This window comes from Novosphingobium sp. PC22D (assembly GCF_002556635.1).
Taxonomy (GTDB): Bacteria; Pseudomonadota; Alphaproteobacteria; order Sphingomonadales; family Sphingomonadaceae; genus Novosphingobium.
Genome location: NZ_MWMO01000010.1, coordinates 1 through 23,266 on the forward strand (window position 1 = coordinate 1; position 23,266 = coordinate 23,266).

The 23,266-nt window shown below is 65.8% G+C and carries 29 protein-coding genes; 23 read left to right on the top strand and 6 right to left on the bottom strand.

The window, feature by feature from the left end; all coding sequences use genetic code 11:
* Positions 1 to 56 precede the first annotated feature (56 nt).
* Positions 57 to 539 (bottom strand): glutathione S-transferase N-terminal domain-containing protein, encoded by a 483-nt coding sequence (locus B2G71_RS14700; protein ID WP_098107128.1) that lies wholly within the window; start codon positions 537 to 539, stop codon positions 57 to 59.
* Positions 540 to 543: 4 nt separating this feature from the next.
* On the bottom strand, positions 544 to 1,770 hold the full coding sequence (gene argJ, locus B2G71_RS14705) for a bifunctional glutamate N-acetyltransferase/amino-acid acetyltransferase ArgJ (RefSeq protein ID WP_098107130.1): 1,227 nt from the start codon (positions 1,768 to 1,770) through the stop codon (positions 544 to 546).
* Positions 1,771 to 1,908: 138 nt separating this feature from the next.
* Here argJ and B2G71_RS14710 point away from each other — a divergent pair, with 138 nt between their 5' ends.
* The 3 genes from B2G71_RS14710 (at position 1,909) to B2G71_RS14720 (ending at position 5,764) form a co-directional block, all read left to right on the top strand.
* Positions 1,909 to 2,223, top strand: coding sequence for a hypothetical protein (locus B2G71_RS14710; protein WP_240530168.1), 315 nt, complete (start codon positions 1,909 to 1,911; stop codon positions 2,221 to 2,223).
* A gap of 108 nt (positions 2,224 to 2,331) precedes the next feature.
* Complete coding sequence (secA, locus tag B2G71_RS14715) at positions 2,332 to 5,070, top strand: preprotein translocase subunit SecA (protein WP_098107132.1); 2,739 nt, start codon at positions 2,332 to 2,334, stop codon at positions 5,068 to 5,070.
* A 28-nt stretch (positions 5,071 to 5,098) separates the two neighbouring features.
* Positions 5,099 to 5,764, top strand: a complete 666-nt coding sequence (locus tag B2G71_RS14720; protein WP_168176372.1) for a TIGR02466 family protein — start codon at positions 5,099 to 5,101, stop codon at positions 5,762 to 5,764.
* 19 nt (positions 5,765 to 5,783) lie between these two features.
* On the opposite strand, the gene B2G71_RS14725 is transcribed toward B2G71_RS14720, so the two are convergent.
* Positions 5,784 to 6,533 (bottom strand): SDR family NAD(P)-dependent oxidoreductase, encoded by a 750-nt coding sequence (locus tag B2G71_RS14725; RefSeq protein ID WP_098107135.1) that lies wholly within the window; start codon positions 6,531 to 6,533, stop codon positions 5,784 to 5,786.
* Positions 6,534 to 6,634: 101 nt separating this feature from the next.
* Positions 6,635 to 7,216 (bottom strand): PAS domain-containing protein, encoded by a 582-nt coding sequence (locus tag B2G71_RS14730; RefSeq protein ID WP_098107380.1) that lies wholly within the window; start codon positions 7,214 to 7,216, stop codon positions 6,635 to 6,637.
* 671 nt (positions 7,217 to 7,887) lie between these two features.
* On the opposite strand from B2G71_RS14730, the gene B2G71_RS14735 reads away from it, so the two are divergent.
* From B2G71_RS14735 to B2G71_RS14810, 16 genes are all read left to right on the top strand, one after another.
* A complete protein-coding gene (locus tag B2G71_RS14735; protein WP_098107137.1) occupies positions 7,888 to 8,082 on the top strand; it encodes a 4Fe-4S dicluster domain-containing protein in 195 nt (64 codons plus the stop codon).
* A 21-nt stretch (positions 8,083 to 8,103) separates the two neighbouring features.
* Complete coding sequence (locus tag B2G71_RS14740; RefSeq protein WP_098107139.1) at positions 8,104 to 8,934, top strand: 4Fe4S-binding leucine-rich repeat protein; 831 nt, start codon at positions 8,104 to 8,106, stop codon at positions 8,932 to 8,934.
* The gene (nifT, locus tag B2G71_RS14745; protein WP_098107141.1) at positions 8,931 to 9,149 is read left to right on the top strand and encodes a putative nitrogen fixation protein NifT; all 219 of its coding nucleotides are present in this window, start codon (positions 8,931 to 8,933) and stop codon (positions 9,147 to 9,149) included. Before B2G71_RS14740 ends, nifT begins: the two co-directional genes overlap by 4 nt.
* A 4-nt stretch (positions 9,150 to 9,153) precedes the next feature.
* On the top strand, positions 9,154 to 9,996 hold the full coding sequence (locus B2G71_RS14750) for an SIR2 family protein (protein WP_098107143.1): 843 nt from the start codon (positions 9,154 to 9,156) through the stop codon (positions 9,994 to 9,996).
* Positions 9,997 to 10,296: 300 nt separating this feature from the next.
* Positions 10,297 to 11,868, top strand: coding sequence for a nitrogenase cofactor biosynthesis protein NifB (nifB, locus tag B2G71_RS14755; protein ID WP_098107145.1), 1,572 nt, complete (start codon positions 10,297 to 10,299; stop codon positions 11,866 to 11,868).
* A gap of 6 nt (positions 11,869 to 11,874) precedes the next feature.
* Positions 11,875 to 12,093 (top strand): 4Fe-4S binding protein, encoded by a 219-nt coding sequence (locus B2G71_RS14760; RefSeq protein ID WP_098107147.1) that lies wholly within the window; start codon positions 11,875 to 11,877, stop codon positions 12,091 to 12,093.
* A complete protein-coding gene (locus B2G71_RS14765) occupies positions 12,090 to 12,641 on the top strand; it encodes a hypothetical protein (protein WP_240530169.1) in 552 nt (183 codons plus the stop codon). The genes B2G71_RS14760 and B2G71_RS14765 overlap by 4 nt, the downstream gene beginning before the upstream one ends.
* On the top strand, positions 12,634 to 12,978 hold the full coding sequence (locus tag B2G71_RS14770; RefSeq protein WP_098107148.1) for a nitrogen fixation protein NifZ: 345 nt from the start codon (positions 12,634 to 12,636) through the stop codon (positions 12,976 to 12,978). Before B2G71_RS14765 ends, B2G71_RS14770 begins: the two co-directional genes overlap by 8 nt.
* On the top strand, positions 12,975 to 13,238 hold the full coding sequence (locus tag B2G71_RS14775; RefSeq protein WP_098107150.1) for a nitrogen fixation protein NifZ: 264 nt from the start codon (positions 12,975 to 12,977) through the stop codon (positions 13,236 to 13,238). The genes B2G71_RS14770 and B2G71_RS14775 overlap by 4 nt, the downstream gene beginning before the upstream one ends.
* Positions 13,238 to 13,609 (top strand): hypothetical protein, encoded by a 372-nt coding sequence (locus B2G71_RS14780; RefSeq protein ID WP_098107152.1) that lies wholly within the window; start codon positions 13,238 to 13,240, stop codon positions 13,607 to 13,609. The genes B2G71_RS14775 and B2G71_RS14780 overlap by 1 nt, the downstream gene beginning before the upstream one ends.
* Positions 13,606 to 13,872 (top strand): hypothetical protein, encoded by a 267-nt coding sequence (locus tag B2G71_RS14785; protein WP_240530170.1) that lies wholly within the window; start codon positions 13,606 to 13,608, stop codon positions 13,870 to 13,872. Before B2G71_RS14780 ends, B2G71_RS14785 begins: the two co-directional genes overlap by 4 nt.
* On the top strand, positions 13,869 to 15,047 hold the full coding sequence (locus B2G71_RS14790) for a DegT/DnrJ/EryC1/StrS family aminotransferase (RefSeq protein WP_098107156.1): 1,179 nt from the start codon (positions 13,869 to 13,871) through the stop codon (positions 15,045 to 15,047). The genes B2G71_RS14785 and B2G71_RS14790 overlap by 4 nt, the downstream gene beginning before the upstream one ends.
* Before the next feature lie 14 nt (positions 15,048 to 15,061).
* Positions 15,062 to 15,361: a 2Fe-2S iron-sulfur cluster-binding protein gene (locus B2G71_RS14795; protein ID WP_098107158.1), complete on the top strand. Its 300-nt coding sequence runs from the start codon at positions 15,062 to 15,064 to the stop codon at positions 15,359 to 15,361.
* 11 nt (positions 15,362 to 15,372) lie between these two features.
* Positions 15,373 to 15,609 (top strand): BolA family transcriptional regulator, encoded by a 237-nt coding sequence (locus B2G71_RS14800; protein WP_098107160.1) that lies wholly within the window; start codon positions 15,373 to 15,375, stop codon positions 15,607 to 15,609.
* Between the two features lie 6 nt (positions 15,610 to 15,615).
* The gene (gene grxD / locus B2G71_RS14805) at positions 15,616 to 15,936 is read left to right on the top strand and encodes a Grx4 family monothiol glutaredoxin (protein ID WP_206049419.1); all 321 of its coding nucleotides are present in this window, start codon (positions 15,616 to 15,618) and stop codon (positions 15,934 to 15,936) included.
* 1 nt (position 15,937) lies between these two features.
* A complete protein-coding gene (locus tag B2G71_RS14810) occupies positions 15,938 to 16,408 on the top strand; it encodes a TOBE domain-containing protein (protein ID WP_098107162.1) in 471 nt (156 codons plus the stop codon).
* An 80-nt stretch (positions 16,409 to 16,488) separates the two neighbouring features.
* On the opposite strand, the gene B2G71_RS14815 is transcribed toward B2G71_RS14810, so the two are convergent.
* Together B2G71_RS14815 and B2G71_RS14820 are read right to left on the bottom strand one after the other, a co-directional pair.
* On the bottom strand, positions 16,489 to 16,695 hold the full coding sequence (locus B2G71_RS14815) for a TOBE domain-containing protein (RefSeq protein ID WP_098107164.1): 207 nt from the start codon (positions 16,693 to 16,695) through the stop codon (positions 16,489 to 16,491).
* 143 nt (positions 16,696 to 16,838) lie between these two features.
* Positions 16,839 to 17,270, bottom strand: coding sequence for a response regulator (locus B2G71_RS14820; RefSeq protein WP_098107166.1), 432 nt, complete (start codon positions 17,268 to 17,270; stop codon positions 16,839 to 16,841).
* A 359-nt stretch (positions 17,271 to 17,629) separates the two neighbouring features.
* Between B2G71_RS14820 and nifH the strand changes: the two genes are divergently transcribed.
* From nifH to nifE, 4 genes are all read left to right on the top strand, one after another.
* Positions 17,630 to 18,508: a nitrogenase iron protein gene (gene nifH, locus B2G71_RS14825; RefSeq protein ID WP_098107168.1), complete on the top strand. Its 879-nt coding sequence runs from the start codon at positions 17,630 to 17,632 to the stop codon at positions 18,506 to 18,508.
* A 97-nt stretch (positions 18,509 to 18,605) separates the two neighbouring features.
* On the top strand, positions 18,606 to 20,105 hold the full coding sequence (gene nifD / locus B2G71_RS14830) for a nitrogenase molybdenum-iron protein alpha chain (RefSeq protein WP_098107169.1): 1,500 nt from the start codon (positions 18,606 to 18,608) through the stop codon (positions 20,103 to 20,105).
* Between the two features lie 35 nt (positions 20,106 to 20,140).
* On the top strand, positions 20,141 to 21,700 hold the full coding sequence (gene nifK / locus B2G71_RS14835; RefSeq protein ID WP_098107171.1) for a nitrogenase molybdenum-iron protein subunit beta: 1,560 nt from the start codon (positions 20,141 to 20,143) through the stop codon (positions 21,698 to 21,700).
* 94 nt (positions 21,701 to 21,794) lie between these two features.
* Positions 21,795 to 23,264, top strand: a complete 1,470-nt coding sequence (gene nifE / locus B2G71_RS14840) for a nitrogenase iron-molybdenum cofactor biosynthesis protein NifE (protein WP_098107173.1) — start codon at positions 21,795 to 21,797, stop codon at positions 23,262 to 23,264.
* The last annotated feature ends 2 nt before the right edge of the window (positions 23,265 to 23,266 follow it).

Sequence of the window (23,266 nt, forward strand, 5' to 3'; positions counted from 1 at the left end):
AACCTTGTGATTTCGATTACTTGGACTTCGATAAAACCCACGCTTTCCTGCGGGCTTCAGCGTTCTTCACCGGCGACGAACTCGTCGCCCGAGAGCCAGGGCGTCTCGGCGAGAAAGCCGTCGAGGATCGCCAGCTTCTTTGCGCTTGCCGCCACCGAGCGCTCGGTCGCGGCCTGATCCCGCTTGGCCTCGGGTGTGCGCACGAGATTGATGAAGGCATCGCGCTGGGCGTTGGCGTAGTCGCCTTGCCAGTCCATCCAGCGCTCGACCATCGCGCGCTTGGCCGGATCGGCGGGCCACCAGCGCTCGCCGCCGTACCGCGCCATGAGATAGCGCACGATCGTGTTCGATTCCCACAGCACGACCTCGCCGTCCGCGATCGTCGGAATGAGGGCGTTGGGGTTCTTCGCCAGGTAGTCCGCATCCATGCCGAACTGGCCGCCGACATCGATGCGCTCGTATTCGAGCCGCAGTTCCTCGGCGGCCCACACGACCTTCTTGACGTTGTGCGAATTGAGCCTGCCCCAGATCGTCAGCATCGCGTCAGCTCCTGTAGTCGGCATTGATCGAGATGTAGCCATGCGTGAGATCGCAGGTCCAAACGGTGGCACGGCCTTCGCCGAGACCGAGGTCGACCTCGATTGTCACGTCGCTGCCCTTGAGGTGCGCGGCGACCGGCGCTTCGTCGTAGTCGGCGAGCGGCAGGCCCTCGCGCGCGGCCCACACGCCGCCGAAGCCGATCGAGAGCCTGTCGCGGTCGGCCGGTTCGCCCGCCTTGCCCACCGCCATGACGACGCGGCCCCAGTTGGCGTCCTCGCCCGCGATCGCGGTCTTGACCAGTGGCGAGTTGGCGATCGCGAGGCCGACCTTGCGCGCGCTGTCGTCAGAGGCCGCGCCGGTCACGGTGATCGCGATGAACTTGCGCGCGCCCTCGCCGTCGCGCACCACGAGGTGAGCGAGCTGGCGGCAGACATCGGCGAGCGCGGCGGCGAAGGCGTCGGCGCCGGGGCTGTCGAACGAGACGAGCGGCGCGTTGCCCGCCTTGCCGGTGGCGAAGGCGAGCACGGTATCGCTGGTCGAAGTGTCGGAATCGACCGTGATGCACGAGAACGTGGCGAGGTTGGCGGCGCTCAGGCACTGCTGGAGGAAGGCGGGATCGACCGCGGCGTCGGTGAAGACGTAGCCGAGCATCGTCGCCATGTCGGGCGCGATCATGCCGCTGCCCTTGATGATCGCGGCGAATTCGACGCGGGTGCCGCCGATCATCGCCGAGGCCGTGGCGCCCTTCGCGAAGGTATCGGTGGTGCCGATCGTCTCGGCGGCCTCTTGCCATGAGCACGGCTCGGCAGCGAGCGCGCGGGTGACGCCATCGCGCGCCTTGTCCTTGGGCAGCGGCACGCCGATCACGCCGGTCGACGAGACGAAGACATCGCTCGCGTCGCAGCCGAGATGCTCGGCCACTTGCCCGGCGATCTGTTCCACCGCTTCGCGCCCGCGATAGCCGGTGAAGGCGTTGGAGTTGCCGGCATTCACCACCAGCGCCCGCGCCTTGCCGATCTTGACCTGTTCGCGGCCCATCTCGACCTCGGTCGAACAGCACAGGTTCTTGGTGAACACGCCAGCGACGGCAGTGCCCTCGGCCAGTTCGACATAAGTCAGGTCGCAGCGGCCCCAGTCCTTGTAGCCGGCGCGCGCCACGCGCGCGGTCACACCGGCGATCGCGGGCATCTGGGGGAAGGGCTGGGCGAGCGGCGAGGCGGGAATCGTCATGGCGCCGCGCTATCGCCTGGTGCGGTCCAGTCAAGCATTCGCGCGGGGCGCGCGTGGGCGGCGCCTTGCGTGGCGGGCGAATTCCTCCCTCAATTCACGCGTTTCGAGCGGGCCGCAGGGGAATAGTGCGCTTCGGTAGTGGACTATTCATCGGCGCCTACCTATCTGGCGGCCATGGCCAGCCGCTTTTTCCTGACCCTGCTGGCCCTTCTGACGGGGCTCGCTGCGCAGGTATCGCCTGCGCAGGCGCGGGACTGCGCGCGCACCACCTCGGTTGTCTCGACTCTCGCCAGCCCGGGAACGCGCCGGCCTTCCCCGGTCCCTGCAGGGCTGGCCCGGCTGCCCGCACCCGGTCTGCGCACGACGCGGCTGGTCGCCGAGCCGATCGCCGCGCCCGCGTCGGGCTATCGCCCCTTTGCCGTGCGCCCCGGGATCGATCGCGCCCACGAATAGCGCCGGCGGCTTTCGAGCCGACCCCGACCCCCCGCGTCTTCCGCCGACTGCGTGCGGGGCCGCCGCTTTCGCAGATCTCCCGATATCAGAACGAACAGGAAAACCGCCATGCTCGGCGCACTCGTCAAAACCATCTTCGGCTCGGCCAACGAGCGTTACGTCAAATCGCTCGACAAGATCGTCCAGCAGATTAATGCCTTCGAACCCGCTATCGAGGCGATGAGCGACGACGAGCTCTCGGCGCAGACCGCCAAGTTCCGCCACATGCTGTCCGAGGGCACGACGCTCGACGCGATCCTGCCCGAAGCCTTTGCGACGGTGCGAGAGGCTTCGAAGCGCGTGCTGGGCATGCGCCACTTCGACGTGCAGATGATCGGCGGCATCGTCCTCCATCGCGGCGAGATCGCCGAAATGCGCACCGGTGAGGGCAAGACCCTCGTCGCCACGCTCGCGACCTATCTCAACGCGCTCGAGGGCAAGGGCGTCCACGTCGTAACCGTCAACGACTATCTCGCCCGCCGCGACGCGGAGTGGATGGGCCAGCTCCACAATTTCCTCGGCCTGACGATCGGCGTGATCGTACCCAACCTCAACGAGTTCGAGCGCCGCGAGGCCTATGGCGCCGACATCACCTACGGCACCAACAACGAGTTCGGCTTCGACTACCTGCGCGACAACATGAAGCACGATCGCGGCCAGATGGTGCAGCGGCCGTTCAACTTCGCGATCGTCGACGAAGTGGACTCGATCCTGATCGACGAGGCGCGCACGCCGCTGATCATTTCGGGCCCGACCGACGACAAGTCCGAGCTTTACATGGCGGTCGACGCCGTGGTGAAGCGGCTCGAACCGGAGGACTACGAGACCGACGAGAAGACCAAGAACATCACCCTCACCGAGGACGGCGTCGAGAAGGCCGAGCGCATCCTCGAGGCCGAGGGCCTGCTCGAAGGTTCCAACCTCTACGACGTCGAGAACACCCAGGTGGTCCACCACCTCGACCAGGCGCTCAAGGCCGTGGTCATGTTCAAGCGCGACACCGACTACATCGTCAAGGACGACAAGGTCGTGATCATCGACGAGTTCACCGGCCGCATGATGGAGGGCCGGCGCTGGTCGAACGGCCTTCACCAGGCGGTCGAGGCCAAGGAGGGCGTCAAGATCGAGCCCGAGAACCAGACCATGGCCTCGATCACCTTCCAGAACTACTTCCGCATGTACCCGAAGCTGTCGGGCATGACCGGCACCGCCGCGACCGAGGCGGCCGAGTTTTACGACATTTACAAGATGAACGTCGTCACCATCCCGACCAACGTGCCGGTGCAGCGCGACGACGAAGAGGACGAGTTCTACAAGAACACGACCGACAAGTTCGCCGCGATCGCGCGTCTGATCCGCGAGAAGAACGAGAAGGGCCAGCCGGTCCTGGTTGGCACGGTCTCGATCGAGAAGTCCGAACTGCTGTCGAACTTTCTCAACCAGGAAGGCGTCAAGCATTCGGTGCTCAACGCCCGCTTCCACGAGATGGAGGCGCACATCGTCGCGCAGGCCGGACGGCTCGGCGCGGTGACCATCGCCACCAACATGGCGGGCCGCGGCACCGACATCCAGCTTGGCGGCAACATCGAATTCCGCGTCGAGGACGAACTGCGCGACGTGCCCGAGGGCCCCGAGCGCGAGGCGGGCCTTGCGCGTATTCGCGAAGAGGTCGCCGCCGAAAAGCAGCAGGTGCTCGACGCGGGCGGGCTGTGCGTGATCGGCACCGAGCGCCACGAAAGCCGGCGCATCGACAACCAGCTTCGCGGCCGCTCGGGGCGCCAGGGCGACCCGGGCATGAGCAAGTTCTACCTCTGCCTCGAGGATGACCTGCTGCGCATCTTCGGCCCCGATACGCTGTTCGCGCGGATGATGAACTCGAACCTCGAAGACGGCGAGGCGATTGGCTCGAAGTGGCTTTCGAAGGCGATCGAGACGGCGCAGAAGAAGGTCGAGGCGCGCAACTACGAAGTCCGCAAGCAGGTCGTCGAGTACGACGACGTGATGAACGACCAGCGCAAGGTCGTGTACGAACAGCGCGCCGACATCATGGATGCCGAGACGGTCGACGACATCGTCGCCGACATGCGCGCCGATACGGTCAACGCCATCGTCGGCGCGGCGTGCCCGCCGGGGTCCTATCCCGAGCACTGGGACATCGAGGCGCTCAAGGCGAGAGCGCTCGATACGCTTGCGGTCGAAGTCCCGATCGAGGCCTGGATCGAGGAAGACGGCATGGAGCCGGAACTGATCGAGGAACGCCTCGCCGCGCTCGCGAGCGAGCACATGGACGCCAAGATGGCCAAGGACGATCCCTCCGTCTGGCGCCAGGTGGAAAAGAGCGTGCTGCTCGACCGGATCGACCACCACTGGAAGGAACACCTCGCCACGCTCGACGCGTTGCGCCAGGTCGTGTTCCTGCGCGCCTATGCGCAAAAAACGCCGATCAACGAATACAAGCAGGAAGCGTTCGGCCTGTTCGAGCGCATGCTCGAGACGATCCGCGAGGATGTGACGCGTATTCTCTCGGTCAGCGAGCTGCGCATGCCCGAGCCGATCGAACTGCCCGAGCTGCCCGATTTCCTGACCGGCCACATCGATCCGTTGACCGGGCTCGACAATTCGGACGATGGCGACGGTTCGGCGCAGCGCGCGGCGCTGTTCGGCTCGCTCGCGGGCAGCGCGCAGGCCGCCGCCAGTCCCGGCGGCGCGGGCGACAATCCCTATGCCGACATGCCGATCAGCCGCAATGCGCCGTGCCCCTGCGGATCGGGCAACAAGTACAAGCATTGCCACGGGGCGCTGGCCTGAAGACTTCTCGCAAGCAAGGGAGGGGGAATTGGTTGACGCGATCAACAAGCTGCGTTCGGTGCATTCGTTCGCCTCGCGTATCGATCACTACGAAGTACCCGACTGCGCCGAGCTGAACGCGGAGCTTCTGGAGGCGGTCGCCAAGTGGCGCGCCGACGATCCCGGCTTGCAGGTCAGCAATGTTACGGGCTGGCACTCGCCTACGACCTTGTTCTCGCGCGAGGAGCCCGCGTTCCAGAAGCTCGTCAAGGCGATCAGGGGCGCGCTGATCGGCTCGGTCCGCGGATACTGGCCGGAATTCGATCCGCTCAAGCATCCGTTCCTGACCGAAGGCTGGGTCAACGTCAGCGGGAACGGGGCGATGAACATGCCGCATACGCATGCCATGAGCAATCTTTCGGGATGCTACTATGTCGCGACGCCCGGCTCGGACGTCGATCGCAGCGGCACCATTGAATTCCAGAACCCCGCAGGCGGCCTCAAGCCGATGAACAAGTTTGCGGAGCGGATGATCTTCGAAGCCAGCCGTATCGACCCGCATCCGGGTCTCTTGCTGATCTTCCCCGGATATCTCAGGCACATGGTCTATCCCAACTATGCCGAAACGGATCGCGTCACGATCGCCTTCAACATGACCATTCTCGATCAGGGACGGCCCCGCCAGGCCCGGGTCGCCACCACCCGTCGCGGCTAGGCGGGGATGCGCCAGCCGCTCAGGCGGGGATGAGGCTGCCGTCCCAGGCGAGGTGCTGCCCGCTGTGCTCGCGCCGGAGACCGTCGATCACTTCTCGCAACCGCGCGGCGCTGAATTCGGGCGTGAACAGCTTGCCCTCCGGAACGCTGCCCTGGAACGGTTCGGACAGCCGGGTATCGACGGTCCCGGGATGCAGGGCCACGGCGATCGCGGCGGAATTGCGGCGTGCCAGTTCGATCGCGAAGTCCTTAACCAGCATCGCCAGTGCCGCCTTCGAGGCGCGGTAGCTGTGCCAGCCGCCGAGCCGGTTATCGGCGATCGAACCGACCCGCGCGCCCAGCACGGCGAAGACAGAGGGGCGCTGGCGTGCCAGCAACGGCAGGAAATGCTTGGCGATGAGGGCGGGTCCGATCGTGTTGACCGCAAGCACTTGGCGCATCGCTTCAGGATCGATCATCGACCAGCTCTTTTCCGGTCCGAAGCCCTGTCCATGCAGCAGACCCGTCGCCACGAAGACCATGTCGAGCGGACCGTCCGCTCCTGTGGTCCGCGCCGCCTCGGCGATCGAGGCTTCTTCGGTGAGGTCGAAGCGGAACGGGATCATAGCCGAAAGCCGTTCGCCGCCGCCCGAGCGCGAGCCCGCGTGAACGGTCCATCCCTCGCGAGCGAGCTGGCGGGCGAAGGCGCCCCCGATACCGCCACTGGTGCCGAACACGCAGGCGCGGCGCGGTCCGGGCGGGGCTGCCCGGGGAGAGGGCCCGGCGCTCATCGCGGAGCCGCCGGTGCGGGTGATGGTGGGCTTGCCGTCATCCTCGCGAGACTGCCGCCTGCGGCGTCACCGCGCGACATGTCCGAAAAGGCACGGTTTGCTCAGTGGCCCGCCTCGATCGCGATCCGGATCGCCTCGGCGGCGGTGCGCACGCCGAGCGCCCTGAAAAGCGCGGAACGGTGCATCTTGATCGTCCGTTCGCTCAGCCCGAGTTCGAACGCGATTTGCTTGTTGAGCTTGCCTTCCGCCATCTTCACCAGGATTTCGCGCTGACGCGGGCTGGCTGCGGCGAACCGGGTGCGGGCCGACTGCACACGGTGACCGTTGGCCTCACCGTCCCTGCCATCCTCCGGCACTTCCACCTGCGAGCCGAGGAACCATTCGATGCGCCCGTCGGCATCGAAGATCGGGGCGATCAGCACGGCGTTGCGGAACGTCGAGCCGTCCTTGCGATAGTTGAGGAGCTCGACCTGCACGGGCCGGCGTTCGCGAATGGCGATGCGCATGCGCTGCGACTGCCAAGGCTCGGTGTCCGGGCCGGCAAGGAACCGGCAATTGCGGCCGATGACTTCCTCTCGTTCGTAACCCGTCAGTTCCAGGAAAGCATCGTTGCAGGCGATAATCGGCGTATCTTCGGAGTGCGGGTCTGCAATCAAAGCCGCAATCGGACTGTTCTTAATCATTTCTTCCGGAGACATGAACCGACTTTAGCCAACGCTTGATGCCAAGGAAACCCAGTATGTTTGACAGGTCGGATCAACTGGCGCGCGACGTCGTCTAACCTTTGTCCGCCAAGAAACGTTTTGGTGCGATTGTCGGTAATTTCCGCATTTTCGTTGCAGACCGGGGGTTTCCTCGTGTTATGTCGCGTCACCGAAGCCGGATGGTGCCGGTTTCGGTCCTGTGTCCCGCAACCCGGTGTCGCGGGTTAGGGCCGTTTCGGGGACCCGGGTCGCGAATGGCGCTGACGTGCCGTCGGAGGATAAGGTTGGCAGATCGGCAATTGTGCTTTGCCTGCAATTTCTGGCTTCAGGTGGATTTTCGCGACGGTAGCCTGTTGGGACAGTGCCGTCGCAATCCGCCGCACTACGAAGGCTGGCCGCTCACCTTCCACAACGACTGGTGCGGCGAGCACACGCCGTCGCCGCCACCGGCCGACGTCCACCACTGAGCTTCGCGCCATGGCCGGCGACGCGCCGGTGATGCCGTGCGCGATCCATCTCCCGCCGACGAGACATTTGCGACAATCTTTGTCGCGGACCCGACACCTGTCCTGAGCGCCAACGCCCGGATTCGCTGCGTTTCAGTGCTGGCACGCTTCCTGCATCGACCTGGAAAAAGCAGGAGACGAACCATGGCCTACAAGATCATCGCCTCGCAATGCACTGGCTGCAGCGCCTGCGAATTCGAGTGTCCCAACGCCGCGATCCGGATGAAGGGCGATACCTTCATCATCGATCCGGCGAAGTGCACCGAATGCGAAGGGCACTTCGATCACCCCCAGTGCGACGCCGTGTGCCCGGTGCCCGGGACCTGCGTGCCGGCCTGACGGATCGGGCGGTGATCGCAGGTGTCCGAGGAGGATCTCGCGGCGGCGCTCGACTGGAAGGGGCGCCCGGTGCGCTGCCGCGAATGCGACCATCAGTCGATCAACGCGGCGGGGCTCTGCGCCAAGGGCAGGGCCTGCATCCGTGACCGCCGCGCGCGGCGGGTGGAGCGTTTCCTTTCGGCCAATCCGGAACTGGCGGAGCAATATCTTGACCATCCCTACTTCGAAGTCCGCGCCGGCGCGGCGCGCTATGCCAACGTCTTCCGGCTCGGCGCCCTGCTCGCCGACACCGAGCCCGAGGTTCGGGCCATGGCAACGCTGCGCATGCCCGCCGACAGGGTGCGTCACATGATCCACGACGAGGATATCGACGTGCGCATCGCGGCGGCCTCGCGGCTGACCGGCCAGGACCTGCTGCCGGCGATCAGCGACGAGGCCTACATGGTGCGCATCACCGCGGTGCGGCGGATGCCCGCCGAGCTGCTGCCGCTGGTGCGGCACGATCCCGATCCCGAAGTGCGCGCCTGGGTGGCGCGGCGCATCGACGTGCGGGCGCTGCCCGACATGTGCTTCGACCCCGACCCGCTGGTGCGTCGCGAAGTGGCAATGCGGCTGCCGCTTGATCAGCTCCGGCTGCTTCTTGTCGACAGCGACATGCGCGTGCGCTTCGCCGTGGCCGAGCGGATCGCCGAGGAGGAGCTGGAACCGCTGCTCGACGATCCGGAAGCGACCATCCGCGATCTCGCCCGTGAGCGCATCGCCAGAGTGCCGCAACTCGCCCGTCTGCTCGAACCGCGCGTGATGCGGCTCGTCGAACCCGACCCGTCCCAGTCTGCGGAGGAGCCGCAATGAAAGTCATGATCCGCCGCGCCGAAGGCGTGCTGTCCGCCTACGTGCCCAAGAAGGACCTCGAGGAACCGATCGTCGAGACCGAGCGCGAGAGCCTGTGGGGCGGCTGGGCCCGGCTCGCGAACGGCTGGATTCTCGAGCTGCCCGAGATGGCCGAGGACACGCGGCTGCCGATCACGGTCGAGGCGCGCAAGCGCGCCGCCGCCGAGGAGGACTGAGGCCATGAACTCCGCCACCATCGACGATCCGCGCGAAATGCTCGGCGATGTCGCCGAGGGCCTCAAGGCGGGGGCGCTGGTGCCCTACCTCGGCCCCGGCATCTCGGCCCTCTCGCAACCCGAAGCGCCGATGACGCCCGAGGCGATCGCGGCCTTCTTCGCGACCAAGACCGCGCTGCCCAAGCGGGCGCGGGACAATGCCTGGGCGGCTGCCCAATACATCGAGAGCTACAAGTTCCGCGACACCGTGACCGCCTGGATGAAGGACGCCTTCGCGGTCGGCGTCGCGCCCGCCCCCTTCCACGAATGGCTCGCCGGGCTGCCGCTGCGGCTGATCGTCGATAGCTGGTACGCGGGCGAGATGCGCCAGGCGCTTGCGTCTCGCACCGGCTGGATCGAAGTGCAGGGCATCACCCGCGCCGGGATCGGCGAGGACCGCTGGTTCCGGTTCTACGATCCGAGCGGCGCGCAGGTCGATGCCGCTGCGGCCGAGGCGGCCGCGACGCTGCTCTACACGCCGCACGGTGGCATCGCGCCCGAAGCCAATTTCCTCATCTCCGACGCCGACTATGTCGAGGTTCTGACCGAGATCGACATCCAGACGCCTATTCCCGAAGAGGTCCGCCGGCGTCGCACCGGGCTGGGTTTCGTTTTCCTCGGCTGCCGGTTCCACGACCAGTTGCTGCGCACTTATGCCCGCCAGATCATGAAGCGGTCGGGCGAGCGGCACTACGCGGTGGTCGAGCTCGATACGCTCACGCGCAACGAGCGGCGTTTTCTCGAAGAGCAGGGCATCGGCGTGATCGACATGGCGCTCGCTCCCGCGCTCGAGCACCTGATGGCTTGATCGGTTTCCCCCCTTGTCGGCAAGCCGGGCGGTCGTCCTCGCGTGCGAGGGCGGCCGCTTTCCTTCGCATGCCGCACGACGGAAGATTGCTCGGGAACACCGGGCCGCGAACGATGTCGGGGTCGTGACATTGGCGCGAAACGCACATCCGCGCTTGCGACATTTTTTGCTGCGACGCGGCATAAGGCCCCGGATTACGGCGCTTTTGCGCGAATGGCACGAGGCTTGCGATGGATCTGGCAGCAAAACATGTCCCGGCGCCGTCAGGTTGTCGGACCGGGCCAGACCGGGGAGTCTCGTATGACCGAAACCAGTTTCGACGATCTGAACGACGCGCAGGATGCTGACGGCGTCGTCGATATCGCGGACGTCATGCAGAAGATGGCGGAGCACAAGGGCTGCGGCACCAGCAGCGATGGCGGCAAGGCGAGCTGCGGCTCGAGCGCGGGCCCGGCGGATATGCCGGCCGAAATCTGGGAAAAGGTGAAGAACCACCCGTGCTATTCCGAAGAGGCGCACCACCACTATGCCCGCATGCACGTCGCGGTCGCGCCCGCCTGCAACATCCAGTGCAATTACTGTAACCGAAAGTATGACTGCGCCAACGAGAGCCGCCCCGGCGTCGTCTCCGAACGGCTGACCCCCGAGCAAGCTTCGAAGAAGGTGCTCGCGGTCGCCTCGACGATTCCGCAGATGACGGTGCTCGGCATTGCCGGTCCCGGCGATCCGCTCGCCAATCCGGCCAAGACCTTCGAGACGTTCCGGCTGATCAGCGAAGTCGCGCCCGACATCAAGCTGTGCCTTTCGACCAACGGCCTCGCGCTGCCCGACTGGGTCGACGAGATCGCCAAGTACAAGGTCGATCACGTCACCATCACCATCAACATGGTGGACCCGGAAATCGGCCAGCACATCTATCCCTGGGTGTTCTGGGAGAACAAGCGCCTCCAGGGCTACGAAGCCGCCAAGATCCTCACCGAACGCCAGCTTCTCGGTCTCGAGATGCTCACCGAGCGCGGCATCCTCGCCAAGATCAACTCGGTGATGATCCCGGGCATCAACGACAAGCACCTCGTCGAGGTGAACAAGGCGGTGAAGTCGCGCGGGGCGTTCCTGCACAACATCATGCCGCTGATTTCGGCGCCCGAGCACGGCACCGTATTCGGCCTCAACGGCCAGCGCGGCCCGACCGCGCAGGAGCTGAAGGCCCTGCAGGACGAGTGCGAGGGTGACATGAACATGATGCGCCATTGCCGCCAGTGCCGCGCCGACGCGGTCGGCCTGCTCGGCGAGGATCGCTCGGAGGAATTCACCACGGACAAGATCATGGCGATGGAGGTCGAATACGACGCCGAGGGCCGCAAGGCCTATCAGCAGGCGGTCGAGGCCGAACGCCAGGCGAAAGTCGCGGCCAAGGCAAGCGAACTCGACGGGCTCGAGGCCGCGGGCGACATCAAGATGCTCGTCGCGGTGGCGACCAAGGGCCACGGCGTGATCAATGAGCATTTCGGTCACGCCAAGGAGTTCCAGATCTACGAGCTTTCCTCGGGCGGAGCCAAGTTCGTCGGCCACCGCCGCGTCGATCTCTATTGCCAGGGCGGCTACGGCGAAGACGAGGGGCTCGAGACGATCATCCGAGCGATCAACGATTGCCACGCGGTGTTCGTCGCCAAGATCGGCGGTTGTCCCAAGGCCGACCTGACCAAGGCCGGGATCGAGCCGGTCGATGCCTATGCGCACGAATACATCGAGCAGTCGGCGCTGGTCTGGTTCAAGGACTACCTTGCCAAGGTGGCGTCGGGCGAACTCGTCCACGAGGCGCGCGGCGATGCGGCGATCCGGCAGGGCGCGCTGCTCCAGAAGGCGGGGTGACGCGCGATGCCGTTCAAGATCGTCGCCAGCCAGTGCACCAATTGCACCGCCTGCGAGGCGCTCTGTCCCAACCAGGCGATCTCCGAGGCGGGCAATACCTTCGTCATCGACCCGGCGCTGTGCACCGAGTGCATCGGCCACTTCGACGACCCGCAGTGCGTTGCCATATGTCCGGTCGATGACACCTGTGTCATCGACCGGAGCCTGCCGAGGTACGCGCCGTGACGGACAAGTTCGATCCGCTCGAAGGGGCCGGGGGGGCGGCCGGCGACAGGATGGCCGACGAGATCCTGCAGAGCCCGCTGCTTGGCGGCGGGCTCCCGGCCGAGGCGCGGCGGCAGCTTGATCTCGCGGCCGAACGCTACCGCTTCACCGATGTCGCCGAGACGCACTTGTTCGAGGCCGAGCGGATCGCGCCCGATCATGCCGCTGTGCTGATCGCGCTTTATCGGTTCTACTTCTACAAGGGGCGTCTCACAGAGGCGCTCGATGTCGCGCGCGCCTGCGTCGAAAAGGCGCTCAAGCTCAACGTGCTCGGGGACGACTGGCGCAAGGTCGAGCCGGACGACGCGCCGTTCGGCCGCTGGGAGGCGCTGCTGCCGCGCTTCTTTCTCTTCAGCCTCAAGGGCTACGCCTACCTCTCGCTGCGGCTCGGCATGGTCGAGCAGGGCCGCGCGGCGGCCGAGAAGCTGCTCGCGCTAGACCCCCGCGACCGGATCGGCGCCAAGGTCCTGATCGACGTGCTCGACGCGATGGAGGAAGCCGATGACTAACATCGTGCGCGACAGCGACGTGGTCGAACTCAACGGCCCGCCCGCCTTCCGCTACGGTGAGCGGGTGCGCGCCAAGCGCCTCGTGCGCAACGACGGCACGTACGCGGGCCGCGAGATCGGCGACCAGCTCTGCCGCAAGGGCGAGGAGGGCGTGGTCGTATCGATCGGTACCTTCCTGCAGCAGTTCTACATCTACGGCGTCGAGTTCCTCGAAAGCGGGCACCGCGTCGGCATGAAGCGCCGCGAGCTCGAGCCGGTCTGGACCGGCGAGGAAGACGAGGACGAACTGCCGAGCGCGCTGCCGATCTCGGCCTCGGCAGCGGGAGCGGGCCGATGATGGACATCCGCGAACCGGCTTTCCAATGGGGCCAGCCCGTGCGGGCCGTCGCCGACATCGTCAACGACGGCAGCCATCCGCACGCGGGCCCGGACGAACTGCTCGTCGCGCGCGGCGCGCCTGGCGAAGTGGTCAACGTCGGTCACCACCAGGACAGCAACCAGCCGGTCTACATCGTCGAATTCGCCGGAGAACGCGGCACGGTCGTGGTCGGCTGCTTCGAGGAGGAACTGGCCGCGCGAGCGGGAGGGCCACGCTGATGTCGATTGCCGCCGCCGCCACGCGCCGATTTGCTGCCGGCAGGAGCAGCCCGCGCCATCCCAACGAACTCGACGCCATGCGTATCTCGCGCGCGATCGAGACGCGCGAGCGCTATCGCTACGTCCAACCGACCGTGCAACTCGTCGAGAACGGCTATCTCGTGCGCAGCCCGTGCTGTTCGCGCAAGGTCGATCCCGAGGGCGGCGAAATCGACGTCGCCTGGCTCGAATGGGATGAGCTCCGCGCCGAATGGACGCTGCTGCGCAAGGACCACGCCGCCGGGTGCTGGCTTGAGGACAGCCGCTATGCGCGCCTCGGCGAGCTGCTGATGCGGCTGGCGAGCGATCCGGCGCGGACGTTCTGGCAATGAGCGCCGAGGAACTCGCGCGCCTTGGCGCCCTGGTCGATGCGCTCAAGGGACAGGGCGCCGACGCGATGGCTTACGGCATCTCCAGGCTGCTGCCGCACATCACCACGCGCCGCTGCGATGCGTCGGACGTGCTCGAGGAGCCGTATGTGTCGAACGAGGCCTGCGACGTCCACCTGCTCGACGCGAGCGGCCACTGCATCCGGGTGACCGACGAGCCCGGCGAGGCGAACGCCATCCTCATCGCCGAAAGGACATCGCCATGAGCGCCGAAGTCATCGCCATCACGACCGGCGAGCCGGTCCAGATTCCGCTGTGTGACCCCGACCTGACACTGCACGACGTGCTCGCCGTCGAGCATGTGCTGCGCGGCAATCGGCTCGGCGAGGGGCCGGTCGCCGAGGAACTCGAACGTGCCTTCGCCGGCTATGTCGGCCGCGCGCGCGGTCTCGCGGTCTCGAATGCGGCGCTGGGCCTGCTGATCGCGCTCACCGCCAAGGGCATCGGCGCGGGCGACGAGGTAATCCTGCCCGCGCACGGCTATCGCGAACTCGGCCACGCCGTGCTGCGCAGCGGTGCGACCCCGGTCTTCGCCGACATCGACTACTGGTCGGGCTGTCTCTCGCCCGACAAGGCTGCGGCGCAAGTCACGCCCAGGACCCGGGCCGTCATCGCCGGCAACGTCTGCGGCCATCCGGCCAACTGGCCGAAGCTGCGCGAACTGGCCGACGCGCACGGTCTGTTCCTCATCGAGGATTCGAGCGAAGCCATCGGCTCGCGGCACCAGGCGGGCATGGTCGGCAGCTTTGGCGACGTGGCGATCTTCGACTTCGCGCAGCCCGGCGTGATCTGCTGCGGCGAGGGCGGCCTCGTGCTGACCGACGATGCCACGCTGGCGATGGCGATGCGCCGGCTGCGCTCGCGCGCGCTGGCCGATCGCGGCTCGGTTTCGGCGACGGTCGATGCACCCTTCGGCGCGGCGATGGGCGAAGTCACCGCGGCCCTCGCGCTGGCGCAATTCGAACGGCTCGACGTCGCGCTCGAGCGCAGGCGCGGCATCCAGGCGATGTACGACGGCTTCATGCAGAGCTTCGAGGGGATCAAGCCACCCTACGTGGCGCCCGAGGTCGAGGAAGTGCACTGGTTCCTCTACGTCGTCCATCTCGGCACCCGCTTCACCCGCTCGTCGCGCGACGCGATTCTGGAGGATCTGCGCACCGAGGCGATCGAGGCACATGCCTATTCGAGTCCGCTGCATCTCCAGCGCGCCTATCGCGAGCGCGGCTGGAAGAAGGGCGACCTGTTCGTCACCGAAAAGGTCGCCGATCGCGCCATCGCACTCCCGTTTCACGCCCACCTCACGCCCGAGCAGGTCGCCTTCATCGTCGCCCGGCTCAAGGACGCCTCGATCAATTCGGGCGCGGGCGCGGCGATCTATTGAAAGGACCAAAGACCATGACCACGCTCACCATCATGCCCTCCGCCACCGCGCTTGCGGTCAGCGAGGGCGACAACCTGCTCGCGGTGCTCAACGCGGCGGGCGCGCCGATCCGGACCAAGTGCGGCGGCGAAGGCAATTGCGGCAAGTGCCACATCTTCGTGACCGAGGGCCGTAAGGGCCTCTCGAAGATCTCCCGCGAGGAGAACGCGACGCTCGACACCATCGTCGGTGTCGGCTCCAAGTCGCGCCTCGCCTGCCAGACGACGATCCTGGGCACCGAGGACGTGACCGTCGAGATTCTCTCGTTCGTCTAGGGAGCCGCGCCATGGCCATGAACTCCGAGGAGATCGAATCGCGCATCACCGCCGCCTTTCCCGACGCGCAGGTGATCATGGTCGATCTCGCCGGCGACGGCGATCACTGGGCGGCGCGGGTCACGTCGTCGGCCTTCGCCGGCAAGAGCCGGATCCAGCAGCACAAGATGGTCTACGCCGCGATCGGGCCGGACATGGGCGATGCGCTTCACGCGCTCGCGCTGCAGACATTCGTTCCTGTAAACTGAAAGGAAATGGCGATGACGACATCAGACCGCATCCGCAAGCTCGTCACGGATAACGAGATCGTCGTGTTCATGAAGGGCGATCCCACCCAGCCCAAGTGCGGCTTTTCCGCCGGCGTGGTGAAGGTGCTCGATGCCCTCGGCCGTCCCTACCTGGGCGTCGACGTGCTCGAGGACCCGTTCCTGCGCGAAGGCATTAAGGAATACTCGGACTGGCCGACGCTGCCGCAACTCTACGTCAACGGCGAATTCGTCGGCGGCTGCGACATCGTGCGCGAAATGTACACCAGCGGCGAACTCCAGGCGATGTTCGCGGACGCGAGCGCCTGACATGGCGACGCTCGCGCGGTTGCCGGTACGGAGCCGGACGACGCTGCGCACCAGCGCGCGCAACATGCTCTCAGGGATCGTCACCGCCATCTCGCATGGCCCGGTGAACGCCGAGGTGGGGCTGCTCGTCAACGAACACATCGTCATCGATGCGCTCGTTTCGAACGGATGCCTTGCCGCGCTCGATCTCGTCGCCGGGGGCCGGGCCGTGGCGCTGATCAACGCAAGCTTCGTGACCCTGCTCGCCGATACGCCCGACCTCAGGATTTCGGCGCGCAATCTCATCGGCGGCACCGTCGTCGCGGTGACCGAAGGGCCGGTCGACAGCGAGGTCGTGCTCGCCATCGGCGGCGGCCGCGAGCTGGCCGCCATCGTCACGACCCATTCGCTGCGCGAGCTGGGGCTGGTGACCGGGGGCGAAGCGCTCGCCTGCTTCAAGGCGAGCCACGTCATTCTCGCCGCCGAGACCTGAGGAGCTGGAGGAGGAGGATGGCCGGCGGTGCCCGAGCACCGCTGGCCGTCCTTTCATTCGGCCCGCGTGGGGCTTTCCGGCTACTTGCCGATCATCACGTCGCTGGCCTTGACGATCACGGTGACCGCGTCGCCTGGCGCGAGGCCGAGATCCGCGATCGCTTCCTCGGTGATGTTCGCGGTGATCGTCTGGCCGCCGCCGATGGCGACCTTTACGCTGCCGTTGACGGCGCCGGGCGTGATCGTTTCGACCGTGCCGCTGATCTGATTGCGTGCGCTGATCTTCATGGTTGCGTCCCTTCAAATTGGCCTTGATGTCGGCCCTCCGGGCAATCCGCTCACCGGGAGGCAGAATATCGCACGGCGCGCCAAGCGCCAGTGCCTTCGATGCGCTCCCCCTGTTCGCGGCGCCTGGCGAGTCCAGGCGGCGGTTACAGCCCGCCGAGCTGGATCAGCGGCGCGCCGCCAGCGCGGCCGAGCACGGTATCGACCTTCTGGCGCACCGCCTCGATCCGCAGCGGCTTCATCAGCGCCCCGGCGGCGCCCGCCTTGAGCGCGGCGAGGCCGAGTTCCTCGTCCTCCTGCCCCGCGACGATCAGCACCCGCGCGGCCGGATAGCGCTCGGCGATCCTTGCCAGCGCTTCGAGCCCTTCGGCGCGCAGGATCGACATGCCGAGGATCAGCACGTCGGGCTTGAGCCACTCCTCGCCCTTGGCGAAGGCCTCGGCCAGGCTCGCCAGTTCGTGCGTCTCGATCTCATCGTGCAGCATGAACTGCAGCGCGGCGCGAGTGATCTCGTCTTCGTCGACCACGAAGATGCGGCGTTCGTCGAGCGTCTTGGAAGTTTCGACACCGATCTGCATTGCGGGTTCTCCATCGGACTGTTTCCGCCAGGAGCCAAGCAAGTCGCGCGCCAAGCCGCGCTGCGGCGCAAAATGGCCCGTCGGGCACGGCCGGAGCATGTCGCACGTGTGTCCTTTGCGACAAGCAGGGCGGCTTTGTTCGCTTTGTCACACGGTCCGACACGGCCCGACATTTGCGCGAAACCCGCAAGAAACGGGCTTCTTTTTGCGGTTGCGAGCATTTGGCACGGCCCGTGCAGAGGGGTTGGCGCAGCGGAGGTTGGCCCGCTGGCCCGTCGCTCACGATTTGCGCGGCGGGGAGAGGCCGGAGGGGCTGAACCCTTCGGCCAAAGACCGTGCAAACAGCTTAGGAGCATGCAATGTCACTTCGTCAAATCGCCTTCTACGGCAAGGGAGGCATCGGCAAGTCCACGACTTCGCAGAATACGCTCGCCGCTCTCGCCGATCTGGGCCAGCGCATCCTCATCGTCGGTTGCGATCCCAAGGCCGACTCCACTCGCCTGATGCTTCACGCCAAGGCGCAGGACACCATCCTCTCGCTCGCCGCCGAGGCCGGTTCGGTCGAGGACCTCGAGCTCGAGGACGTCATGAAGATCGGCTACAAGGATATCCGCTGCGTTGAATCCGGCGGTCCCGAGCCGGGCGTCGGCTGCGCCGGCCGCGGCGTCATCACCTCGATCAACTTCCTCGAGGAAAACGGCGCCTACGAGGACATCGACTACGTCTCGTACGACGTGCTCGGCGACGTCGTATGCGGCGGGTTCGCGATGCCGATCCGCGAGAACAAGGCGCAGGAAATCTACATCGTCATGTCGGGTGAGATGATGGCGATGTACGCCGCCAACAACATCTCGAAGGGCATTCTCAAATATGCCAACTCGGGCGGTGTGCGCCTCGGCGGCCTCATCTGCAACGAGCGTCAGACCGACAAGGAACTCGAACTGGCGGAAACGCTGGCCGGCAAGCTCGGCACCGAGCTCATCCACTTCGTGCCGCGCGACAACATCGTGCAGCACGCGGAACTGCGCCGCATGACCGTCATCGAGTACGCGCCGGATTCGAACCAGGCCGACGAATACCGTCAGCTCGCGCAGAAGATCCACAACAATGCCGGCAAGGGCATCATCCCGACTCCCATCACCATGGACGAGCTCGAGGACATGCTCATGGAGCACGGCATCATGAGCGCCATCGACGAAACCCAGGTCGGCAAGACCGCGGCCGAACTCGCCGTCTGACCGATCGAACCCGGGCCTGCCGCCACGTGCGACCGGCGGCAGGTCCGGGCCTTCGAGGAACGATCGGAACCGAGCACCCGAAGCAGGAGATCAAATCATGAGTGTCTCAGACAACACCGACATCGCACAGGTCAAGGAACGCAACCGGGCGCTGATCCAGGAGGTCCTTGAAGTCTATCCGGCCAAGTCGGCCAAGCGCCGCGCCAAGCACCTCAACGTCCACGAGGACGGCAAGAGCGACTGCGGCGTCAAATCGAACGTCAAGTCGATCCCGGGCGTGATGACCATTCGCGGCTGCGCCTACGCCGGATCGAAGGGCGTGGTGTGGGGTCCGATCAAGGACATGATCCACATCAGCCACGGACCCGTCGGCTGCGGCCAGTATTCCTGGGCCGCGCGCCGCAACTACTACATCGGCACGACCGGCATCGACACCTTCGTGACGATGCAGTTCACGTCCGATTTCCAGGAGAAGGACATCGTATTCGGCGGCGACAAGAAGCTCGCCAAGATCATGGACGAGATCGAGATGCTGTTCCCGCTGAACAAGGGCATCACCGTCCAGTCCGAATGCCCGATCGGCCTGATCGGCGACGACATCGAGGCCGTCTCGAAGGCCAAGAGCAAGGAGTACGGCGGCAAGACCATCGTGCCCGTGCGCTGCGAGGGCTTCCGCGGCGTGTCGCAGTCGCTTGGCCACCACATCGCCAACGACGCGGTGCGCGACTGGGTGTTCGACAAGACCGACGACAAGGCGCCGACCTTCGAGCCGGGGCCCTACGACATCGCGATCATCGGCGACTACAACATCGGCGGTGATGCCTGGTCGAGCCGCATCCTCCTCGAGGAGATGGGCCTGCGCGTGATCGCGCAGTGGTCGGGCGACGGCTCGATCGCCGAGCTGGAAGCGACGCCCAAGGCGAAGCTCAACGTCCTGCACTGCTACCGCTCGATGAACTACATCTCGCGGCACATGGAAGAGAAGTACGGGATCCCCTGGGTCGAGTACAACTTCTTCGGGCCCTCGAAGATCGAGGAATCGCTGCGCAAGATCGCCAGCTACTTCGACGAGAGTATCCAGGAAGGCGCCGAGCGGGTCATCGCCAAGTACAAGGCGCTCACCGAAGCGACGATCGCCAAGTACAAGCCGCGTCTCGAGGGCAAGAAGGTCATGCTCTACGTCGGCGGGTTGCGTCCGCGCCACGTGATCGGGGCCTATGAGGACCTCGGCATGGAAGTGGTCGGCACCGGCTACGAATTCGGCCACAACGACGACTACCAGCGCACCGCCCAGCACTACGTCAAGGACGGCACGCTGATCTACGACGACGTGACCGGCTACGAGTTCGAGAAGTTCGTCGAGAAGGTCCAGCCCGACCTCGTCGGCTCGGGCATCAAGGAAAAGTACGTCTTCCAAAAGATGGGCGTCCCGTTCCGCCAGATGCACAGCTGGGACTATTCGGGCCCGTACCACGGCTACGACGGCTTCGCGATCTTCGCCCGCGACATGGACATGGCGATCAACTCGCCCGTCTGGAGCATGGCCCCCACCCCCTGGAAACAGGGCGGCGAGGACTTCGCGATCGCGGCGGAATGACCGCTCTCATCCAACCTTTCTGACAGGAGGCACCGATGCCCCAGGATGCAAATCAGGTTAAGGACCACTTCGAGCTTTTTCGCGGTGAGGAATACACCGACATGCTCGCCAAGAAGCGGACCGAGTTCGAGAACCCGCACCCCGACGAGGAAATCTCGCGGGTTCGGGAGTGGGCCAAGACCGAGGAATACAAGGACCTCAACTTCAGCCGCGAGGCACTGACCATCAATCCGGCCAAGGCGTGCCAGCCGCTCGGCGCGGTCTTCGCGGCGGTCGGGTTCGAGGACACGCTGCCCTTCGTCCACGGATCGCAGGGCTGCGTCGCCTACTACCGCTCGCACTTCTCGCGTCACTTCAAGGAGCCGACCTCGTGCGTCTCCTCGTCGATGACCGAGGACGCGGCCGTGTTCGGCGGGCTCAACAACATGGTCGACGGGCTCGCCAATGCCTATTCGATGTACAAGCCCAAGATGATCGCGGTCTCGACCACCTGCATGGCCGAAGTCATCGGCGACGACCTCAACGCCTTCATCAAGACGGCGAAGGAGAAGGAATCGCTTCCCGAGGAATTCGACGTTCCCTTCGCACACACGCCGGCCTTCGTGGGCAGCCACGTCACCGGCTACGACAACGCGATGAAGGGCATTCTCGAACACTTCTGGGACGGCAAGGCCAAGACCGTCGACAAGCTGGTGCGCGTGCCCAACGGCAAGATCAACTTCCTGGGCGGGTTCGACGGCTACGCGGTCGGCAACCTGCGTGAAGTGAAGCGGATCTTCGACATGATGAAGGTCGAGTACACGATCCTCGGTGACCAGTCGGACGTCTGGGACACCCCCACCGACGGCACCTTCCGCATGTACGACGGCGGCACGACGCTGGAGGATGCGGCCAACGCGATCCACGCCAAGGCGACGATCTCGATGCAGGAATACTGCACCGAAAAGACGCTGCCGTTCATCGCCAACCACGGGCAGGAGACCGCCGCGTTCAACCACCCGATCGGCGTCGAGGCGACCGACAGTTTCGTGATGGAAGTCGCGCGGCTGGCCGGCGTCGAGATCCCCGAGGAACTGGCCAAGGAGCGCGGCCGTCTGGTCGATGCGATCGCGGACTCGAACGCCCACATCCACGGCAAGAAGTTCGCGATCTACGGCGATCCCGACCTTGCCTACGGCCTCGCCAAGTTCGTCATGGAACTGGGCGGCGAGCCGGTCGTGGTGCTTTCGACCAACGGCGGCAAGGCCTGGGCGGCGAAGATGCAGGACCTGTTCGACAGCTCGCCGTTCGGCGCGAACTGCAAGGCCTACCCGGGCAAGGACCTGTGGCACATGCGCTCGCTGCTGTTCACCGAGAAGCCGGACTTCCTGATCGGCAACACCTACGGCAAGTACCTCGAGCGCGACACCGGCGTGCCGCTGATCCGGATCGGCTTCCCGATCTTCGACCGGCACCATAAGCACCGGTATCCCGTGTGGGGCTACCAGGGCGGTCTCAACGTCCTCGTGACGATCCTCGACCGGGTCTTCGAGCACATGGACGCGACCACCAACGTGCCGAGCAAGACCGACTACAGCTACGACATCATCCGCTGATGTCACGAACCCCGCCCCCCGCCGTTCCCGCGCCAGAGGGACCGGCGGGGGAGGGACCCGCAACCCGATTCCTACCCCGCCGGAGGACCACGCGATGACCAGTCTGAACCAGACCATCCAGGACGTGTTCAACGAACCCGGCTGTGGCAAGAACCAGGCGAAGTCCGAGAAGGAGCGCAAGAAGGGCTGCACCAAGCAGCTCCAGCCGGGCGGAGCGGCGGGCGGCTGCGCCTTCGACGGGGCGAAGATCGCACTCCAGCCGATCACCGACGTCGCCCATCTCGTCCACGGCCCGATCGCCTGCGAGGGCAATTCTTGGGACAACCGCGGCGCCAAGTCGTCGGGATCGAGCCTCTACCGCACTGGCTTCACCACCGACATGACCGAGAACGATATCGTCTTCGGCGGCGAGAAGCACCTGTTCAAGGCGATCCGCGAGATCGTCGAGAAATATGCGCCGCCCGCGGTGTTCGTCTACCAGACCTGCGTGCCCGCGATGATCGGCGACGATATCGACGCGGTGTGCAAGCGCGCGAGCGAGAAATTCGCCACACCGTGCATCCCGATCCATTCGCCGGGCTTCGCGGGCCCCAAGAACCTGGGCAACAAGCTTGCCGGCGAGGCGATGCTCAAGCACGTCATCGGCACCGAGGAGCCCGAATACACCACACCCTACGACATCAACATCATCGGCGAATACAACCTCGCCGGCGAGCTGTGGCAGGTGAAGCCGCTGCTCGACGAACTGGGTATCCGCATCCTCTCGTGCATCTCGGGCGACGCGCGCTACAGGGAAGTCGCCTGGTCGCACCGCGCCAAGGCGGCGATGATGGTCTGCTCCAAGGCGATGATCAACGTCGCGCGCAAGATGGAAGAGCGCTACGAGATCCCATTCTTCGAAGGCTCGTTCTACGGCATCGGCGACATGTCGGACAGCTTGCGCGAGATCGCGCGGCTGCTGATCGAGCGCGGCGCCGATCCCGAGCTGATGGACCGCACCGAGGCTGTGATCGCGCGCGAGGAAGCCCGCGCCTGGGCCGCGATCGAACCCTATCGCGCGCGTCTCACGGGCAAGAAGGTGCTGCTCGTCACCGGCGGCGTGAAGTCGTGGTCGGTGGTTGCCGCCCTGCAGGAAGCAGGCATGGAGATCGCCGGGACCTCGGTGAAGAAGTCCACCAGGGAGGACAAGGAGAAGATCAAGAAGCTGATGGGCGAGGATGCCCACATGTTCGACGATCTCACCCCGCGCGAGATGTACCGCAAGCTCAAGACCGCCGAAGCCGACATCATGCTGTCGGGCGGCCGGTCGCAATTCGTCGCGCTCAAGGCCTCGATGCCGTGGATGGATATCAACCAGGAGCGTCACGCGGCCTTTGCCGGCTATCACGGCATGGTCGAGATGGTGAAGGAAATCGACCGGACCCTGTCCAACCCTGTCTGGCAGGAAGTCCGACGTCCGGCACCCTGGGAAGGGGCGGGCGCTGCGTCATGGCAGGACCGGGCACTATCGGAGTGTGTCTCCCCCCATTCGCCGCCAACCGCAACCGGAAGGGAGGCCGCTTAGCC

What these genes read in the sequence shown, in the direction of transcription:
- nifT (WP_098107141.1), top strand. Translation starts at nt 8,931, where the DNA reads ATGAAAGTCATGATCCGCCGCGCCGAAGGCGTGCTGTCCGCCTACGTG.
- B2G71_RS14815 (WP_098107164.1), bottom strand. Translation starts at nt 16,695, where the DNA reads ATGAAGATCAGCGCACGCAATCAGATCAGCGGCACGGTCGAAACGATC.
- B2G71_RS14795 (WP_098107158.1), top strand. Translation starts at nt 15,062, where the DNA reads ATGACCACGCTCACCATCATGCCCTCCGCCACCGCGCTTGCGGTCAGC.
- secA (WP_098107132.1), top strand. Translation starts at nt 2,332, where the DNA reads ATGCTCGGCGCACTCGTCAAAACCATCTTCGGCTCGGCCAACGAGCGT.
- B2G71_RS14735 (WP_098107137.1), top strand. Translation starts at nt 7,888, where the DNA reads ATGGCCTACAAGATCATCGCCTCGCAATGCACTGGCTGCAGCGCCTGC.
- grxD (WP_206049419.1), top strand. Translation starts at nt 15,616, where the DNA reads ATGGCGATGACGACATCAGACCGCATCCGCAAGCTCGTCACGGATAAC.
- B2G71_RS14750 (WP_098107143.1), top strand. Translation starts at nt 9,154, where the DNA reads ATGAACTCCGCCACCATCGACGATCCGCGCGAAATGCTCGGCGATGTC.
- nifK (WP_098107171.1), top strand. Translation starts at nt 20,141, where the DNA reads ATGCCCCAGGATGCAAATCAGGTTAAGGACCACTTCGAGCTTTTTCGC.
- B2G71_RS14775 (WP_098107150.1), top strand. Translation starts at nt 12,975, where the DNA reads ATGATGGACATCCGCGAACCGGCTTTCCAATGGGGCCAGCCCGTGCGG.
- B2G71_RS14700 (WP_098107128.1), bottom strand. Translation starts at nt 539, where the DNA reads ATGCTGACGATCTGGGGCAGGCTCAATTCGCACAACGTCAAGAAGGTC.
- B2G71_RS14800 (WP_098107160.1), top strand. Translation starts at nt 15,373, where the DNA reads ATGGCCATGAACTCCGAGGAGATCGAATCGCGCATCACCGCCGCCTTT.
- B2G71_RS14790 (WP_098107156.1), top strand. Translation starts at nt 13,869, where the DNA reads ATGAGCGCCGAAGTCATCGCCATCACGACCGGCGAGCCGGTCCAGATT.
- B2G71_RS14785 (WP_240530170.1), top strand. Translation starts at nt 13,606, where the DNA reads ATGAGCGCCGAGGAACTCGCGCGCCTTGGCGCCCTGGTCGATGCGCTC.
- B2G71_RS14730 (WP_098107380.1), bottom strand. Translation starts at nt 7,216, where the DNA reads ATGATTAAGAACAGTCCGATTGCGGCTTTGATTGCAGACCCGCACTCC.
- B2G71_RS14725 (WP_098107135.1), bottom strand. Translation starts at nt 6,533, where the DNA reads ATGAGCGCCGGGCCCTCTCCCCGGGCAGCCCCGCCCGGACCGCGCCGC.
- nifD (WP_098107169.1), top strand. Translation starts at nt 18,606, where the DNA reads ATGAGTGTCTCAGACAACACCGACATCGCACAGGTCAAGGAACGCAAC.
- B2G71_RS14760 (WP_098107147.1), top strand. Translation starts at nt 11,875, where the DNA reads ATGCCGTTCAAGATCGTCGCCAGCCAGTGCACCAATTGCACCGCCTGC.
- B2G71_RS14820 (WP_098107166.1), bottom strand. Translation starts at nt 17,270, where the DNA reads ATGCAGATCGGTGTCGAAACTTCCAAGACGCTCGACGAACGCCGCATC.
- B2G71_RS14770 (WP_098107148.1), top strand. Translation starts at nt 12,634, where the DNA reads ATGACTAACATCGTGCGCGACAGCGACGTGGTCGAACTCAACGGCCCG.
- B2G71_RS14810 (WP_098107162.1), top strand. Translation starts at nt 15,938, where the DNA reads ATGGCGACGCTCGCGCGGTTGCCGGTACGGAGCCGGACGACGCTGCGC.
- nifE (WP_098107173.1), top strand. Translation starts at nt 21,795, where the DNA reads ATGACCAGTCTGAACCAGACCATCCAGGACGTGTTCAACGAACCCGGC.
- B2G71_RS14780 (WP_098107152.1), top strand. Translation starts at nt 13,238, where the DNA reads ATGTCGATTGCCGCCGCCGCCACGCGCCGATTTGCTGCCGGCAGGAGC.
- nifB (WP_098107145.1), top strand. Translation starts at nt 10,297, where the DNA reads ATGACCGAAACCAGTTTCGACGATCTGAACGACGCGCAGGATGCTGAC.
- argJ (WP_098107130.1), bottom strand. Translation starts at nt 1,770, where the DNA reads ATGACGATTCCCGCCTCGCCGCTCGCCCAGCCCTTCCCCCAGATGCCC.
- nifH (WP_098107168.1), top strand. Translation starts at nt 17,630, where the DNA reads ATGTCACTTCGTCAAATCGCCTTCTACGGCAAGGGAGGCATCGGCAAG.